This window comes from Microbacterium sp. NFH-22A-Y (assembly GCF_021401375.1).
GTDB classification, from domain to species: domain Bacteria; phylum Actinomycetota; class Actinomycetes; order Actinomycetales; family Microbacteriaceae; genus Microbacterium; species Microbacterium hominis.
In genome coordinates this window covers 709,812-725,473 of record NZ_JACBGF010000003.1, presented here as the reverse complement: position 1 = coordinate 725,473, position 15,662 = coordinate 709,812, and the positions used below count along the sequence as shown (strand labels likewise).

Genomic DNA, 15,662 nt, shown 5'->3' with positions numbered 1-15,662 from the left:
TCCCACAGTCCGGTGTGAGACGGTGGACACATGCTCCACTGCGGTGATGGCATACCGACCCGAAAGGAAGGTGCCATGCCAGCGTGGTGGGAAGAAGTGCTCCATGTCGTGACCGGTCGTGTCAGCCGGCACGACGATCTCCCCGATCTGCGCGGGCTCGAGACGCGGCGGGTCGCTCTGGAGAAGACGCACTTCCTCGTCAACGACCGTGAGCGTCGCGGTGAGGAGCGGCGCACCTACGTGATGCGCCACGTCGCCTCGACCCGGCACGACACGACCACGGTGGCCGTGACCTCCAACGGCCGCGGCGTCGGCTCGCTCCCGCGCGAGGTCGCCGCGTCCATCGCTCCGCTCCTGCGCCGTATCGGCGGCGCGGCGATCATCAACGGGGCCGGAGCGCGCCCCGGCAGCCTCCGGCTGTGGGTCGATCTGCCCACCTCCGCCGCCCTCGGCGACTTCGCGCTGCAGCGGGACGGGGCGGCCACGCAGGACTCGTGACGCGTCGCGCCGGGCGCCGGCTCCGCCGCGGAGCACAATGTCCTCATGGCCGACCCCATCTGGAAGAACGACCCCGACGAGCATGACTTCCCCGCGGCGGAGGACTACCTCCGCCTCGTCGCCGATCTCGAGCGGGCCCGTTCTCTCGTCGCGGCCCTGCGCACGCGGGCGACGGTGGTGAAGAAGGCGAAGGACATCCTGCGGGCGGCGAACCTGCCGCTGCTTCCGATCGACAACCCGCACGTCGCCGATGACCTCCGCAAGGTGCGCGCGGGCAAGCCGCTGTCGCCCGTGCTCATCGTCCACGGCGACCTCACGCGCGGGCTGCCCGCGCAGATCGCCGACGGCTATCACCGCGTCTGCGCCAGCTGGTACCTCGACGAGAACACGGAGATCCCGTGCCGCATCGTCGGGCCGGACGCCGCCGCGGCGTGAACGCATGAACCTGCAGACGCTCGCGCTGGTGGGTGCGGTCGCGCTGCTCGGTCCGCTGCTGTCCGCCGGCAGTCGGTGGCGCGTGCCGGTCGTGATCGGCGAGCTCGTCGCGGGCATGGTGATCGGCGTCTCCGGGCTGCACCTGGTCGACCCCACCGACCGCACGTTCAGCTTCCTCGCGACGCTCGGCTTCGGTCTCACGATGTTCGTCGCGGGCACCGACGTGCCGCTTCGCGACGCGCGCCTGCGCCCGGCGCTCGGCCGGGGCGCGCTGCAGGCCGTCGTGGTCGGCGTGGTCGCCGCCTTCGCCGGCTGGGGACTCGCGACGCTGTTCGACACGGGTCACGCCGCCGTCTACGCCGTGGTCATGGCGTCGTCCTCCGCCGCGCTCGTGCTGCCCGCCGTCCAGCAGACGCGTCTCGGAGGTCCGCCGCTGCTGGCCACCATCGCGCAGGTCGCGATCGCCGACACGGCCTGCATCGTCGCGCTGCCCCTCGCGATGGACCCGGAGCGTGCACCGGTCGCGGCCCTCGGCGCGCTCGGCATCGCCGCCGTGGCGCTCCTGCTGGCGCTGGGGCTGCGGTGGGGCGCGCGCGGCGACCGGTGGAAGCGCCTGCGCGAGACCAGCAAGACGCACGAGCTGGCGATCGAGCTGCGCGTCAGCCTCATCCTCGTCTGCGCACTCGGCGCCCTCGCCACCGTCTCGCACGTCTCCGTGCTGCTCGCCGGTTTCGCCGGCGGCCTGGCGGTCGCCAGCGCCGGGGAGCCGCGGCGGCTCGCCCGACAGCTGTTCGCGGTGACGGAGGGCTTCCTCTCGCCCCTCTACTTCGTGTGGCTCGGCGCGTCGCTCTCGCTCGGCAGCCTCGTAGACGCGCCCGCGTACCTCTGGCTCGGTGTGCTGCTCGGGGCGGGTGCGCTCCTCGCACACCTGTCCGGGGTGCTGCTGCGGCAGCGTCCGCTGTGGGCCGTGATCGCCGCCGCCCAACTCGGCGTCCCGATCGCCGCCGCCACGATCGGAGCCGAGACGGGAGCGCTCACCGCGGGGGAGCAGGCGGCGCTCGTGCTCGGGGCGATCGTGACGATCGCGGCGCTGGCGGCATCCACCGCGGTCGCCTCCCGGCGCACGGCGGTTCGTGCCGAGGGCGCGGATGCCGCCGACGGCACGGATTCCGCGTCGAACGTCAGCCCGCCATCGCGCTGACCGCGCCCGCGACGTAGGGGATCAGCCAGATCGCCCAGACGACGATGCTGAAGCGGTGGAACGCGCGCTTCTCGTTCTCGCGGCCCCGCACCAGCACGATGATCGCCCAGATCAGGTGGATCGCCATGAGGACGATCGCGGCGGTGCCGGTCCAGGCCATGAGCGTTCCCGCGGCCGTCTCGGCGACGCCGTCCGCGCGCCGGTCGGCCGCGATCTGCGTCATGAGCAGGGTGCCGGTGGTGTCGGCGGCGAGGCCGAGGGCGAACATGCCGGCGTGCCACCAGCGCAGCGTGCGCTGGATCCGCTCCGCCCAGACGCCGACGCTGTAGAAGACGAGGGCGGCGGTGATGATGACGATGGAAAGTGGAAGCATGCGGCCACTCTACGCCGAATCCTTCAGTTGTGTTGAAGGTTTTCGGGGGCGCGCCACAGCTGCTCGATCGGCACGCCCGTGCCGAGCACGTTCTGCGCGGCGCGGTGCCCCGAGCACAGCGCCGCCGTGACGGTCGCCGGGTCGTCGGTCCACGTCGCCTCGCCGGCCAGGTGCAGCACACCGCCGACCGGGGTGGACAGGGTGTCGTGGTCGTCGGTCGTCGACCCCGGACGCATGTAGGCGTACGAGCCGCGCGCGTAGGGGTCGTCCTGCCATGCGGTGCGCTGGACGGCCACCGGATCGGGGACGTCGCTCCCGTACAGGCGTCGCAGCTGCGCCATCACGGAGGCGACGACCTCCGCATCCGCCTCGTGCCGCGTCGCGACCGCCGCCGGTCCGGCGGCGAAGGTCAGCAGCGTCGGCTCGCCGTGCAGCGCGGTCAGGTCGTACCAGGAGTGCCACCACCGCCCCTGGGGCCCCTGCTGGCGGACGGCGTACACGTCGGCGTCCCAGAACCGCTCCGGGAAGCGCAGGAACAGCTTCTCGAACGCGTTCATGCGCAGCCGGCCGAGCGCGCCGGCCACCGGCTCGGGCAGGGGCGGCTCGATCGCGAACGAGGCCGATTGCAGCACGCCGACCGGCACGGTCACCACGACATCCCGGCTGGTGAACGCACCCCGGTCGGTCGTCACCGTCACACCCTCGGCGCCCCATCGCACGCGGGAGACGACGTGGGCGAGCCGGATGTCGAGCCCGCGCGCCAGGCCCGTGGCGAGGGCGTCGTAGCCGTCGGGGAAGACGACCTCGTCGCCGTCGATCTGGTCGTCGTCGAGGCCGTGGGCCGCGAGATCGCCGATCGCCGCGCCGTACTGCTCTTCGCTGCGGTGCGCCAGGTACTCGCGCACGCGCTCTGCCCGTTCCGCCTCCCAGCCCTGGGCGGCGAGGGCCGCCTCGGTCACGTCGCGGTAGGTGGCGTCGGGCGCGGATGCCGCGATCAGCGGCACCAGGGCGGCATCCACGGCACGGATGTCGGCCACGTACGCGGCCGCCTCGTCGGTGCGCAATCGCCGCCCGTCGGGGGAGTAGTGCGCGATCGGTCGACTGTCGGGCTGGTAGCCGCCGACCGTGAACTCCACGGTGCGCATGCCGAATGCGCTCGCCGCGGCGGCCACCGGACTGTCGGTGATCCCGTGGATCCACGAGGCGCCCCGGTCGGTGACGCGCCCGTCGGACCGATCGGTCCAGACGCGGCCGCCGATGCGATCGCGCGCCTCGAGGACGACGGTGCGCCGTCCGGCATCCGTCAGCAGGCGCGCCGCGGCGAGCCCCGAGATCCCGGCACCGATGACGATCGAATCGAATGCGGCCACGGCGCGTCCCTTCCTCCCGGCGGCGCCTCCCTCGGCGTCGTAGGAGCGACGTTAGCGCGCGGGCCCGCTCATCCGGTGCTGCGCACGTCGTCGAGGGCCGCGTCGAGGGTCGCGAGGATCGCCGCGCACCGCTCGACGTCCTCTCGCGTGCCGGACAGCTCGAACTCGAACAGCACGGGCCGGCCCGACGTCTGCGACAGCTGGCGGGCGGCGGCTTGGTAGTAGTCGCCGAAGTTGCGGTTGCCCGACCCGATGATCCCGACCATTCGTCGGCGCGTCATGGGCGAGCGCAGGAACGCCCGCACCCCCGCGGGCAGGGTCACCTCTTCGGCGTTGCCCGCCTTGTACGACGGCGTGAGCAGCACCCACGGTCCGGTCGGCTCCGTGCGACGCACGTCCGAGCGTGCGAGGTTGAGCACCCGTCGGCCGTCGATCCGCGCGAGCGCCTCGGCGAACCGGCCGGTCAGGTTCGACGACGAGGAATAGTAGTACACGGGGATCTTCCGCATGTCGACAGTCTGATCGGACGTCGTCACGCGTGCTGGCCGCATCGGCGTGACAAACCCGCTTCGTCGGCACACTCGCCTGTGCACAGTGCACAAGGGGCGGGCGGTATTGGGTCGTTTCTGCCGATGGCTGGTTTTTCACGGCGGCTTACTCTGACGTGACCACCCGCTGTCAATGTCGACGAGGAGGACGACCCATGACCGTGCACCCCCATTCGCGTCTGCCGCAGCTGCCCTGGAACGGTCCCGCGGCCGGAACCGATGCCCCGGCCGTCCGCGATGTGCGTCGTGAGCTCACCTACCGAGGCCTCGAGCGGGAGGCGGCGGGGTTTGCGGAGCAGTTGCGCTCCCTGGGTATCGGCGACGGAGCTGTCGTCGCCGTGATGCTGCCCAACTCGATCGAGCTGCTCGTCGCCATCCTCGGCGCGTGGCGCGTGGGCGCGGCCGTCACCCCCATCAACCCGACCTTCACCGCCCGCGAAGCCGGCTATCAGGTGGCCGACTCGGGAGCCCGGATCCTGGTCGGCCCCGCCCTGGACGGCATCGAGGTTCTCCGCCTCGGCGCCGACGACCTCCAGCGCGAACCGCGGTTGCCCGTCGCCGATCCGCGTATCCAGCCGAGCCGTGTCGCCCTTCTCGTCTACACGAGCGGCTCGACCGGCCAGCCCAAGGGGGTCATGCTCGACCACGAGAACCTCGAAGCGATGGCGACGCAGATGGCGACGCACTTCCAGCTGAGCCCCCGCGACCACGCGCTTCTGGTCCTCCCGCTGTTCCACGTCAACTCGATCTGTGTCACGTTCCTCGCACCACTGAGTGTCGGTGCACAGGTGACAGTGCTGGAGAGGTTCGCCCCGGCAGTTTTCATCGACGCCGTCGAGCGATACCGGCCGACGTACTTCTCGGGGGTGCCCGCGATCTTCGCCCACCTGTCGGTGCTGCCCGACGAGGTCGCTCTGGACGCGTCGAGCCTGCGCTTCGCGGTGTGCGGCGCGGCCCCGGCATCCGCCGAGCTGCTGGCGCGCTGCGAAGAACGCTTCGACATCGCGATCACGGAGGGCTACGGACTCACCGAGGGCACCTGTGCGTCCGCGTGCAATCCTCCCCAGGGCCTTCGAAAGCCCGGCACGGTCGGACCCGCCCTGCCCGGGCAGCAGATCCGCATCGTCGACGAGCAGGGCCGAGAGCTGCCGGTCGGACAGCGCGGCGAGGTGGTCATTTCTGGTCCCACGGTGATGCGGGGTTACCTCGGGCGTCTCGATGCGACGGCGCAGGCGATTCGTGACGGGTGGCTGCACACCGGCGACATCGGGGTGCTCGACGCCGACGGCTATCTGACGATCGTCGACCGCATCAAGGACATGATCATCCGCGGTGGCGAGAACATCTACCCGAAGGAGATCGAGTCGTTCCTCGCCACGCACCCCGCCGTGCTGGAGTCGGCCGTCGTCGGCAGACCCGACGCCGTCCTCGGCGAAGTGCCGGTGGCGCAGGTGGTGCTGCGTCCGGATGCCGCGGACACGACCGTCGACGAACTGCTCGCGCACTGCGCGACGGGGTTGACGAAGATCAAGATCCCGGTCGCGCTCGAGATCGTCGACGCGCTGCCGCGAAACTCCGTCGGCAAGATCGACAAACCCGCCCTCCGCCTCATGCTTCTCGCCCAGGTCTGACCTGCGCCGACGCGTCTCGGATGCCGCTGCGGCGGCACCCGATGCTCGCGCGCGCGTCACCGGGCTTCACCACATCCCTTCCATACCTCGAAACCCATCACCGAAGGAGTTGACATGGGATTCAAAACCGGCGACTTTCCGCCCGTCGATCTCGACACGTTCCTGCACCGTCCGCTGCGCGACCGTGTTCGCACCCTCGCCCTGCACTGGGCGGAGTACGGCTTCGGCTCACCCCGAATGATCGCGACCACCTATATCGCGAAGGTGGTGTTCGTCTGGGGCCTGCTCGGTGCGGTGATCATCACCGCGACCAGCGGCGTGGGGTGGTTTTGGCAGGTCGAGCTGTGGTGGAACCAGCCCATCGTCTACCAGAAGGCCATCGTCTGGACCATGCTCCTCGAGGCGATCGGTATCGCCGGATCGTGGGGCCCGATGGCGGGCAAGTTCACGCCCATGACGGGCGGGATCCTGTTCTGGGCGCGGCCGGGAACGATTCGGTTGCGGCCGTGGCGCTGGGTTCCGGGCACCGCTGGTGACACCCGCACAGTCCTCGACGTCGCGCTCTACCTCGGCTTCCTTGCCGCCCTCGCCACCGCGCTGTTCATGCCCGGCACGCCGTCTGCGTCGCTGGCGGCGATGCTTCCCGAGAACACGAGCGGTCTGGTCCAGCCTGCGCCGGTGATCGCCGCCATCGTGCTGCTGGTGCTCGTCGGAGTGCGCGACAAGACGATCGCGCTCGCCGCGCGTATCGAGCAGTACCTGCCGGCGCTCGTGATCTTCGTCGTCCTGCCGTTCACCGACATGATGATCGCGCTGAAGATGCTGATCGTCATCGTGTGGGTGGGAGCGGCGGTCTCCAAGTTCGGCAAGCACTTCGTCAACGTCATCCCGCCCATGCTCTCCAACACGCCCTTCTGGCCGCCGCTGTGGCTCAAGCGCGCGCACTACCGGGACTTCCCGCGCGATCTTCGCCCCTCGAAGCTCGCCGGCTTCATGGCGCACGTGATGGGCACCACCGTGGAGCTCGTCGTCCCCCTCGTGCTGCTGTTCTCGACCAACCGCATCGTCACCCTCGTCGCGGTGGTCATCATGGTCGGATTCTGCCTGTTCATCGTGTCGACGTTCCCCCTGGCCGTGCCCCTCGAGTGGAATCTGCTGTTCGCGTTCGGGGTGGTGACGTTGTTCCTCGGATTCCCCGCATGGCAGGGTTACGGGGTGTTCGACTTCTCGGCCGCGTGGATCGGCGCCGCCGTCGCCATCGCGCTGCTGTTCTTCCCGATTCTCGGCAACCTGCGTCCCGACAAGGTGTCGTTCCTGCCCTCGCTGCGTCAGTACGCGGGCAACTGGGCATCGGCGATCTGGGCCTTCGCGCCGGGCGCCGAGGCGAAGCTCGATGCGGTGGTGCGGCCGACCCGCAACCAGATCGATCAGCTGCAAGCGATGGGCTACCCGTACGCCGTGGCCGAGATCACGATGCAGCAGACGATCGCGTGGCGGTCGATGCACAGCCAGGGCCGCGGGCTGTTCTCGTTGGCCTACCGCACCCTTCCCGACATCGAGACGCGCACGATCCGCGAAGGCGAGTTCGCGTGCAACTCGCTCATCGGATTCAACTTCGGCGACGGTCACCTGCACAACATCGACCTCATCCGCGCTCTGCAAGCGCGCTGCCGTTTCGAGCCGGGAGAGTTCATCGTCTTCTGGGTGGAGTCGCAGCCCATCCACAAGACGACGCAGGCGTATCAGATCATCGATGCCGCTCTCGGCGTCATCGAGCGAGGAACGTGGAAGGTCGCCGATGCCGTCGCGGCGCAGCCATGGCTTCCCGATGGTCCCATCCCGATCGAGGTGCAGTGGCGCGCTCAGACCGTGCCGGCGACCTCGGCGACCAACAGCACGCACGTTCCCGCGTCCGCTGACGGTCGCGACGTCCGGGCGAGAGCCTCGCAGTCATGACCGGCGCGGTGGTGGTCGGCAGCGGGCCCAACGGGCTTGCGGCCGCCACCGTGCTCGCGCGCGCGGGCGTCGAGGTCACGGTCTTCGAAGCCGATGACGTGCTGGGCGGCGGCGCCCGTTCCGGTCCGAGCCTGGTTCCCGGACTCGTCCAGGACCACTGCTCGGCGGTGCACCCGATGGCCGCGGCGTCCTCCTACATCGCCTCCTGGCAGCTTGACGAGCGCGGCGTTCGGTGGGCGCGGGCGCCCTACGATGCGGCGCATCCCTTCGACGACGGCGATGCGGCGCTGCTCAGCCAGTCGATCGAGGAGACCGCCGACCGGCTCGGCATCGACGGGCGGGCATGGCGCACGATGTTCGCTGCACCGTCAGGTCGATTCGACGATCTGACCACCGACATCTTCCAGCCCATGATTCGGATGCCGCGCCACCCGCTGCTGCTGGCGCGCTTCGGCGCCGTCGCTGCTTTCCCCCCCACCTGGACGGCGCGGGCGCTGCGCACAGAGAGGGCCCGCGCACTCTTCACAGGTGTCGCCGCGCACGCGATCAACCGCATCGACGTGCCGCTCGTCGGCGGCATCGGAGCCGGGATCATCACGGCTGGGCATGCGGTCGGGTGGCCGGTCGTCGCCGGAGGCACCGGCGTGCTGACCGATGCCGTCATCGCGGGCCTTCGCGAGCTCGGGGTGCGCTTCGAGACCGGTGTGCGGGTGAGGAGTCTGCGCGATCTTCCCCGTCACGAGGTCGCGATGCTCGACGTTCATCCTCACGAAGCCGCGCGCCTGCTGGGCGAACGGATGCCGCGGGCCGCGCGCTCGGCGTACCTTCGCTTCCGCCCCGGGCCGGCTGCGTTCAAAGTCGACTTCGCCGTGCACGGTGCCATCCCCTGGCGCAACCCCGAGGTCGGGCGCGCGGGAACCGTGCACCTCGGCGGGACGGCACGCGAGATCGCGGACGTGGAGACGGAGATCGCGAAGGGCCGCATGCCCGAGCGCCCGTTCGTCCTCGTCGGACAGCAGTTCGTCGCCGACCCCACGCGCGCCGCCGGCGACATCGTGCCCGTGTACGCCTACGCCCACGTTCCCGCGGGATACACCGGCGACGCGACCGCGGCGATCATCGCGCAGATCGAACGGTTCGCCCCGGGGTTTCGGGAGCGCATCGTCGCCACGGGTGTGGTCACCGCCACAGAGATGGCCCAGCGCAACCCGAACTTCGTCGGGGGCGACATTCTGACCGGCGCGAAGACCCCGCTCCAGTTCCTGTGCGGGCCCCGGCTGAGCCCGTTCCCGTACGATACCGGGGTGCCCGGCAGTTACCTCTGCTCGGCGGCGACGCCGCCCGGACCCGGCATCCACGGGATGAGCGGGGTCAACGCCGCACGTCGCGCACTGCGATGGGCGCGGTCGCAGTGAGCGCGAACGCGACGGCAGCCGCGGATCGGGAAGATCTCCGGCCTTACCTCGCCCAGGTCGCGTCGCAGCTGGACGGGCGGCTCCCCGAGATCGTCCGTGAGATGCGCGACCTGCTGGCCAACAGTATCGGTCCCCTCGGCGGAGATCCGCAGCTCGTGGAGATGCTGCAGGCGAGCATCGAGGGCAACGTCTCGACGATCTGCCATGTGCTCGGCAACGACATCAGCCTGGAGAACCTGCAGCCCACGACTGCGGCCGTCGAGTATGCGGCGCGACTGGCTCAGCACGACGTGCCGGTGTCCGCTTTGACTCGTGCGTACTACCTCGGCCAGAGCATGTTCCTGCGACTCGGGATCGACGCCGTCGAGAAACTGCCCGTGCGCGACGACCAGCGGATCGAGCTGGTGCGCAACGTCGCCGACGTCGTGCACCGCTACATCGACTGGATCCTGCAGTACGTCTCCACCGTGCACGAGGCCGAGCGGCGCCGTTGGTGGAATGCGCGTGCGACCATGAACGTCGCCGCGGTCATGAAGATCCTCAACGGCGATGTGCGCACGGTCCATGCCTTCGAAGCAGAGACGGGCTACGCGCTGGATCAGACGCACGTCGCCGTTATCGCGTGGGTCGACGGCGTCGCGGACGATGCCGACCAACAGCGCATCGAGCAGACTGTGCGACGCATTGCCGCCGAAGCGGGCACGCCGCAGGCGCCGCTGTCCGTCGCCGCGGACCGGGGGACCGCATGGGCGTGGATCGCGACGCGCGCGTCGGTCGCCGAAGTGCGCGCCGCCGCAGAGCGAGTCGCGGCGCAGTGGCCGCGCCTGCGGCTCGCCATCGGCGGCGCCGGAGTCGGCGTGCGAGGCTTCGTGGCCTCGCACGAGGCCGCGGCAGCGGCACGGTTGGTGGCGCTGTCGACCGTTCAGGGCCGAGAACGCGCGGTGGTGGCCCACACCGACCCCGGTGTGGTGCTGCTGGGACTGTTCGCGGCCGACCCCGGCGCCGCGCGATCCTGGGCCGCGGGAGTCCTCGGCTCCCTCGCCGAGCCGGGAGAGCAGGCGGCGGTTCTGCGTGCGACGCTCGCCGGCTACTTCGCGAATGGTGAGAACGTCATGCGCACCGCCGACGCGCTCGGCCTCCACCGCAACACGGTTCGCGCGCGCGTCTCGCGCTGCCTCGACGACCGAGCGGAACCCTACGATTCCATCGAGATCGCGCTGGCGCTCAGACTCTTCGACGCGTTTCCCATCGATCAGCTGACTGCTCGCGCCTCATGGCAGTAGCCGCAGCTGTGACCGGCAGCAATCGGTCGCATCCGGCCCACGGCAGGGGCCTGCACTGACCGCATGCAGCGGTCCGACTCACCCGATGTCCGGCACCGCCGCGCCGGGGTGTCGCTGGGGGTCGCCCTCGTCGTCGCCGCCCTCACCGCGTGCGCGCCCGTGCCTCCCCCGCCCGCCCCTGCCCACATCAGCGTCTCGGTGCAGCAGGACAGGCTGGACATCGCGCGCGGCAAGATGTCGGTCGTCGTGCACAACGACGGCGCCGCTGCGGTGACGCTCACTTCTCTGACGTACGCCGACCCGCGTTGGGCGTCCGTGCTGGAATGGACCGGCGCGCTGCCGGTGCCGGCGGGTCGTGGCCGCTCGGTCACGGCCGATCTGTTGTCGCCCGCGTGCACAAGCCCGACGGATGCCGCGGGCACGGCGCATCTGGTCTTCCAGACCGACCGCGGCGCGGCATCCGACGACTACGCCGTCGACGACCCCTTCGGCTTCGTCGCGCGCGCCGTACAGCAGAGGTGTTTTGCGAGCCGGTTCGCCGCGACGGCCGCCGTCGATCTCGTCGACGTCGCCACCGTGACCCGCGACGGTGCCGCGGTGGCGGAGCTCACCGTGCGCATCGCCAACCACGGCGCCACGCCCGTACGGCTCGACACCGTCAAGAGCACCACGCTGCTGCAGCCGGCCGCCGGCGGATGGCTGTGGCAACCGGCCCAGGTCGTGGCGGCGGGGGAGAGCGTCACTCTTCGCATCGACGCCGCGCCCGCTCGCTGCGACATGCATGCGATCGCCGAAGACAAGGTCGGCACCCGCTTCGACGCGGCGGTGTCGGTGCTGAGCGACCCGATCGACAGCGGCACCCTCACCCTTGCCGCCAGCGACGAGCAGCGCTCCCGCCTGTACGACTTCGTCGCCTCGGCCTGCGGCTTCGCCCCCTGATCTGCGGAGCTGGGCGGCTCGCGGCGGCTCGCGGTGGCCGCCGGCGCGCCTCCATCCCGGTTATTCATGGCCGACGTGCACCGCCGGAATCACGCGGCTCTTGTGTGGTCAGACCACACGTGTCATACTGATCTCAGACAGGCCCGAGAGCCCTCGGACCCGGAAAGCGATGACGCGGACACCGTGTCCGCGCCGGGTAGGAGACCCACAATGTCCACCTCGATCGATGCTCTGGTCGAAGGCGCACAAGCCGCGCTCGCAGAGTACGCATCTTTCACCCAGGAGCAGGTCGACCAGATCGTTCGCAAGGCGAGCGTCGCGGCCCTGCACTTCCACGGCGAACTCGCCCTCATGGCTGTCGAAGAGACCGGTCGCGGTCTGTTCGAGGACAAGGCCGTGAAGAACATGTTCGCTTGCGAGCACGTGACGAACTCGATCATCAACCAGAAGACCGTCGGCGTCATCTCGCACGACGAGATCACCGGCATCACCGAGATCGCCGACCCCGTGGGCGTCATCTGCGCGCTGACGCCGGTCACCAACCCGACCTCGACCGCGATCTTCAAGTCGCTCATCGCGCTGAAGACCCGCAACCCCATCGTCTTCGGCTTCCACCCCGCCGCCCAGAAGTGTTCCGTGGCCGCGGCGAAGATCGTCCGGGACGCCGCGGTCGCCGCCGGCGCCCCCGAGAACTGCATCCAGTGGATCGAGGAGCCCTCCATGGAGGCCTCCGGCGAGCTCATGAACCACCCGGGTGTGGCGCTCATCCTCGCCACCGGCGGCAACGCGATGGTCCGCGCCGCCTACTCCTGCGGAAAGCCCGCCCTCGGCGTCGGCGCCGGCAACGTGCCCGCCTTCATCGAGCGCACCGCCAAGGTGGGTCGCGCCGTCAACGACATCGTCCTGTCGAAGTCGTTCGACATGGGCATGGTCTGCGCCAGCGAGCAGGCGGTCATCCTCGACGAGCCGATCGCCGCCGAGGCGCTCGCCGAGTTCGCCCGTCTGCACGCCTACATGGCGACCGCGGACGAGAAGCGGATGCTGGAGGAGTTCATCTTCGGCGTCACCGCCGGCAGCGAGAACTGCGCCGGCGCGAAGCTCAACCCCACCGTCGTCGGCCAGTCGCCGCAGTGGATCGCCGAGCACGCCGGCTTCACGGTGCCCGAGAACACGTCGATCATCCTCGCCGAGGTCTCCGGGGTCGGTCCCCACGAGCCCCTGACGCGGGAGAAGCTCGCACCCGTGCTCGCCGTGCTGCGCGCCTCGAGCCCCGCCGAGGGCATCGATCTGGCCCGCCAGATGGTCGACTTCGACGGTCTCGGCCACTCCGGCGCCATCCACTCCAACGACCAGGACGTCATCGCCGAGTTCGGCAAGGTCGTCAAGGCCGTCCGCATCATCGAGAACAGCCCGTCGGCACTCGGCGGCATCGGTGACATCTACAACGCCTTCATGCCGTCGCTCACCCTCGGCTGCGGCTCCTACGGTCACAACTCGGTCTCCAACAACGTCTCGGCGGTGAACCTCTTGAACGTCAAGCGCATCGGTCGTCGCAACAACAACCTGCAGTGGTTCAAGATCCCCGCGAAGACCTACTTCGAGCCGAACGCGATCCGCTACCTCGCCGACATGCGCGGCCTCGAGCGCGTCACGATCGTGACCGACGCGACCATGACCAAGCTCGGCTACGTCGACAAGATCATGGATGTGCTGAACCGTCGCGAGAACCGCGTGCAGGTGCAGCTCATCAACACGGTCAAGCCGGAGCCCAAGGTCTCCGAGGTGCGTGCCGGCGCCGACCTGATGCGTCAGTTCCAGCCCGACACGATCATCGCCCTCGGCGGCGGGTCGCCGATGGACGCCTCCAAGGTGATGTGGCTGCTCTACGAGAACCCCGAGGTGGAGTTCTCCGACATGTGCGAGAAGTTCTTCGACGTGCGCAAGCGCGCGTTCAAGTTCCCCGAGCTCGGCAAGAAGGCGAAGCTCGTCTGCATCCCGACCACGTCGGGCACGGGCAGCGAGATGACCCCGTTCGCCGTCATCACCGACGATGAGAGCGGCATGAAGTACCCGCTCGCCGACTACGCGCTGACCCCGTCGGTCGCGATCATCGACCCCGTGCTCACCAAGGTGCTGCCCGGCTTCCTGGTCGCCGACGCCGGCTTCGACGCCCTGACCCACGCCACCGAGGCGTTCGTCTCCGTCTACGCCAACGACTACACCGACGGCCTGTGCCTGCACGCGATCAAGCTCATCTTCGAGAACATCGAGCGCAGCACGAAGGCCCAGCCGAACTCGACGGATGCCGAGGACATCAAGGCCCGCGAGAAGATGCACAACGCGGCATCCATCTCGGGCATGGCCTTCGGCAACGCGTTCCTCGGGATCGTGCACGCGATGGCGCACGTCACCGGTGCGACGTACCACCTGGTGCACGGCCGCACGAACGCGGTCTACCTGCCGCACGTCATCCGCTACAACGGCACCGTCCCGACGAAGCTCACCAGCTGGCCGAAGTACGAGCGCTACATCGCCCCCGAGCGGTTCCAGGAGATCGCCAAGCACCTGGGCCTGCCGGCATCCACCCCGGAGGAGGGCGTCGAGAGCTACGCCCGCGCCGTCGAGGAGCTGCGCGACCGGGTCGGCATCGAGCGCTCGTTCCAGCAGCAGGGCGTCGACGAGACCACCTTCATCTCGGGCCTGCAGGATCTCGCCCTGGCCGCCTACCGCGACCAGTGCGCCCCGGCGAACCCGCGGATGCCGATGATCGAGGACATGAAGACCCTCATGGAGGCGGCGTACTACGGCACGTCGTTCGCCGAGGTCCGCGCCGCGCGGAAGGTCGCGCACGCGGAGAGCGAGGCCGTGACGGGAACCGTCCGCACGGCGCCCGCCAAGGGAGCGGCCAAGAAGGCCAAGGCCAGCGCCTGATCGACGCTGCGGAACGAGGGGGGTCGGGGGAGCATACCCGGCCCCCTTCTCCGTGCCCGCACGATCTCCGTACCCTGGACCCATGCACAGGCCGCGCCGCGTACGGGTCGGGGACATCGCCCCCTGGGTCGTGACGGCGCTCGCCGTGGTCGGCGGCATCGCCGTCGCGACCGCCGTCGCGGTGGCGGGGACGGCCGGCGAGGACCCGCGCCCCACCGCGGACGCCGCTCCACCCGCGGCGACGGCGCCGGCCGCGACGCCGGCGGGCACAGCGGCGACGGATGCTCCCGCGGATGCCCCGGAGAACACGACCGCCTACGACATCGCCGCCCTGCCCCAGATCGACGTGTGGTCGGTGACGCCCGGCATCCCCGTCGACGATGCGCCCTTCGCGCCGATGACCGGAGAGCTCGCGCGCCCCGTGACGGCGGCGCCGATCTTCGCCGATCCCGCCGGCGAGCCGCTGGGATACCTCCCGCGCGACGCCGCCTACGGCGGGACGACGGTGCCGGTCGTCGTCCGCCAGCAGCACTGGGTCAAGGTCCTGCTCGCGGGCCGGCAGGGCGTTCCGCCGGACGGCGACCCCGCGCAGACGGTCGGCTGGCTCCGCGCCGCGGATGTCGAGCTCACGCCCGTGACCGCGTACGTGGAGGTGCACCTGGCACAGCACACGATCGACATCGTCTCGGCATCCGGTGTCGAGCGGGTCGCCGACGACTTCGCGTGGGGCAAGCCGTCGACGCCCACGCCGGTGGGCCGCACGTTCGTGATGCTGACGCGCGTCGTGCCGGAGTTCGCGTACACCCAGGGCCATCCGCTCGTCTACCTGGGCGTGCAGTCGTCGTCGATGGCCGGATTCGACGGCGGCACGGTCGCGGTGACCGCGTTCCACTACTACCGGGAGCGCTCGGGAGCGACGTCGTTCGGCTGCATCTATCTGGACGGGGCCGCGACCGATCGGCTCGCGCAACTGCCGCCGGGAACGCCCGTCATCGTCTCCCCGTAGGACGCCTCGCGCGCGCTGCGGTGTGCGGGCCCGCGGGGTTGTGCACAGGCGGACGGAGACCCCGAGGCGAGGTCGC

Annotated in this window: 13 protein-coding genes; 10 read left to right on the top strand and 3 right to left on the bottom strand. The window is 70.2% G+C overall.

Features of this window, described 5'->3' with window-relative positions; translation table 11 throughout:
* The first annotated feature begins 75 nt into the window (after positions 1-75).
* Genes L0965_RS14490 through L0965_RS14480 form a run of 3 tightly spaced genes read left to right on the top strand, consistent with a single transcriptional unit; the run spans position 76 to position 2,134 of the window.
* Positions 76-498 carry a hypothetical protein gene (locus tag L0965_RS14490; protein WP_036321705.1) on the top strand — a complete coding sequence of 141 codons (423 nt, stop codon included), beginning with the start codon at positions 76-78 and terminating at the stop codon, positions 496-498.
* A gap of 45 nt (positions 499-543) precedes the next feature.
* On the top strand, positions 544-933 hold the full coding sequence (locus L0965_RS14485) for a hypothetical protein (RefSeq protein ID WP_101306510.1): 390 nt from the start codon (positions 544-546) through the stop codon (positions 931-933).
* A gap of 4 nt (positions 934-937) precedes the next feature.
* Entirely contained in the window at positions 938-2,134 is a 1,197-nt protein-coding gene (locus L0965_RS14480; protein WP_101306509.1) for a cation:proton antiporter, read from the top strand.
* Here the strand turns inward: L0965_RS14480 and L0965_RS14475 are convergent.
* The 3 genes from L0965_RS14475 to nrdI all read right to left on the bottom strand — a co-directional run bounded on the left by L0965_RS14475 (position 2,115) and on the right by nrdI (position 4,386).
* Positions 2,115-2,507 (bottom strand): HsmA family protein, encoded by a 393-nt coding sequence (locus L0965_RS14475; RefSeq protein ID WP_036321710.1) that lies wholly within the window; start codon positions 2,505-2,507, stop codon positions 2,115-2,117. The two genes, L0965_RS14480 and L0965_RS14475, sit on opposite strands and share 20 nt — an antisense overlap.
* A 23-nt stretch (positions 2,508-2,530) precedes the next feature.
* The gene (locus tag L0965_RS14470; RefSeq protein WP_101306508.1) at positions 2,531-3,877 is read right to left on the bottom strand and encodes an NAD(P)/FAD-dependent oxidoreductase; all 1,347 of its coding nucleotides are present in this window, start codon (positions 3,875-3,877) and stop codon (positions 2,531-2,533) included.
* Between the two features lie 68 nt (positions 3,878-3,945).
* Positions 3,946-4,386 (bottom strand): class Ib ribonucleoside-diphosphate reductase assembly flavoprotein NrdI, encoded by a 441-nt coding sequence (gene nrdI, locus L0965_RS14465; protein WP_060958790.1) that lies wholly within the window; start codon positions 4,384-4,386, stop codon positions 3,946-3,948.
* Positions 4,387-4,580: 194 nt separating this feature from the next.
* Between nrdI and L0965_RS14460 the strand changes: the two genes are divergently transcribed.
* From L0965_RS14460 to L0965_RS14430, 7 genes are all read left to right on the top strand, one after another.
* Positions 4,581-6,056, top strand: a complete 1,476-nt coding sequence (locus tag L0965_RS14460; RefSeq protein WP_101306507.1) for a class I adenylate-forming enzyme family protein — start codon at positions 4,581-4,583, stop codon at positions 6,054-6,056.
* 114 nt (positions 6,057-6,170) lie between these two features.
* Positions 6,171-8,012, top strand: coding sequence for a DUF3556 domain-containing protein (locus L0965_RS14455; protein ID WP_101306506.1), 1,842 nt, complete (start codon positions 6,171-6,173; stop codon positions 8,010-8,012).
* Complete coding sequence (locus tag L0965_RS14450) at positions 8,009-9,427, top strand: NAD(P)/FAD-dependent oxidoreductase (protein ID WP_101306505.1); 1,419 nt, start codon at positions 8,009-8,011, stop codon at positions 9,425-9,427. Before L0965_RS14455 ends, L0965_RS14450 begins: the two co-directional genes overlap by 4 nt.
* Entirely contained in the window at positions 9,424-10,710 is a 1,287-nt protein-coding gene (locus L0965_RS16785; protein ID WP_157831619.1) for a CdaR family transcriptional regulator, read from the top strand. The genes L0965_RS14450 and L0965_RS16785 overlap by 4 nt, the downstream gene beginning before the upstream one ends.
* A 63-nt stretch (positions 10,711-10,773) precedes the next feature.
* The gene (locus L0965_RS14440; RefSeq protein WP_157831618.1) at positions 10,774-11,649 is read left to right on the top strand and encodes a hypothetical protein; all 876 of its coding nucleotides are present in this window, start codon (positions 10,774-10,776) and stop codon (positions 11,647-11,649) included.
* A gap of 210 nt (positions 11,650-11,859) precedes the next feature.
* Complete coding sequence (gene adhE / locus L0965_RS14435; protein WP_101306502.1) at positions 11,860-14,580, top strand: bifunctional acetaldehyde-CoA/alcohol dehydrogenase; 2,721 nt, start codon at positions 11,860-11,862, stop codon at positions 14,578-14,580.
* Between the two features lie 82 nt (positions 14,581-14,662).
* A complete protein-coding gene (locus tag L0965_RS14430) occupies positions 14,663-15,586 on the top strand; it encodes a L,D-transpeptidase family protein (protein WP_101306501.1) in 924 nt (307 codons plus the stop codon).
* Positions 15,587-15,662: the final 76 nt, after the last annotated feature.

Bases quoted from the DNA above. Each gene is read 5' to 3' on its own strand.
- adhE (WP_101306502.1), top strand. From the start codon at position 11,860: ATGTCCACCTCGATCGATGCTCTGGTCGAAGGCGCACAAGCCGCGCTC.
- L0965_RS14450 (WP_101306505.1), top strand. From the start codon at position 8,009: ATGACCGGCGCGGTGGTGGTCGGCAGCGGGCCCAACGGGCTTGCGGCC.
- L0965_RS14485 (WP_101306510.1), top strand. From the start codon at position 544: ATGGCCGACCCCATCTGGAAGAACGACCCCGACGAGCATGACTTCCCC.
- L0965_RS14475 (WP_036321710.1), bottom strand. From the start codon at position 2,507: ATGCTTCCACTTTCCATCGTCATCATCACCGCCGCCCTCGTCTTCTAC.
- L0965_RS14460 (WP_101306507.1), top strand. From the start codon at position 4,581: ATGACCGTGCACCCCCATTCGCGTCTGCCGCAGCTGCCCTGGAACGGT.
- L0965_RS14440 (WP_157831618.1), top strand. From the start codon at position 10,774: ATGCAGCGGTCCGACTCACCCGATGTCCGGCACCGCCGCGCCGGGGTG.
- nrdI (WP_060958790.1), bottom strand. From the start codon at position 4,386: ATGCGGAAGATCCCCGTGTACTACTATTCCTCGTCGTCGAACCTGACC.
- L0965_RS14480 (WP_101306509.1), top strand. From the start codon at position 938: ATGAACCTGCAGACGCTCGCGCTGGTGGGTGCGGTCGCGCTGCTCGGT.
- L0965_RS14430 (WP_101306501.1), top strand. From the start codon at position 14,663: ATGCACAGGCCGCGCCGCGTACGGGTCGGGGACATCGCCCCCTGGGTC.
- L0965_RS14490 (WP_036321705.1), top strand. From the start codon at position 76: ATGCCAGCGTGGTGGGAAGAAGTGCTCCATGTCGTGACCGGTCGTGTC.
- L0965_RS14455 (WP_101306506.1), top strand. From the start codon at position 6,171: ATGGGATTCAAAACCGGCGACTTTCCGCCCGTCGATCTCGACACGTTC.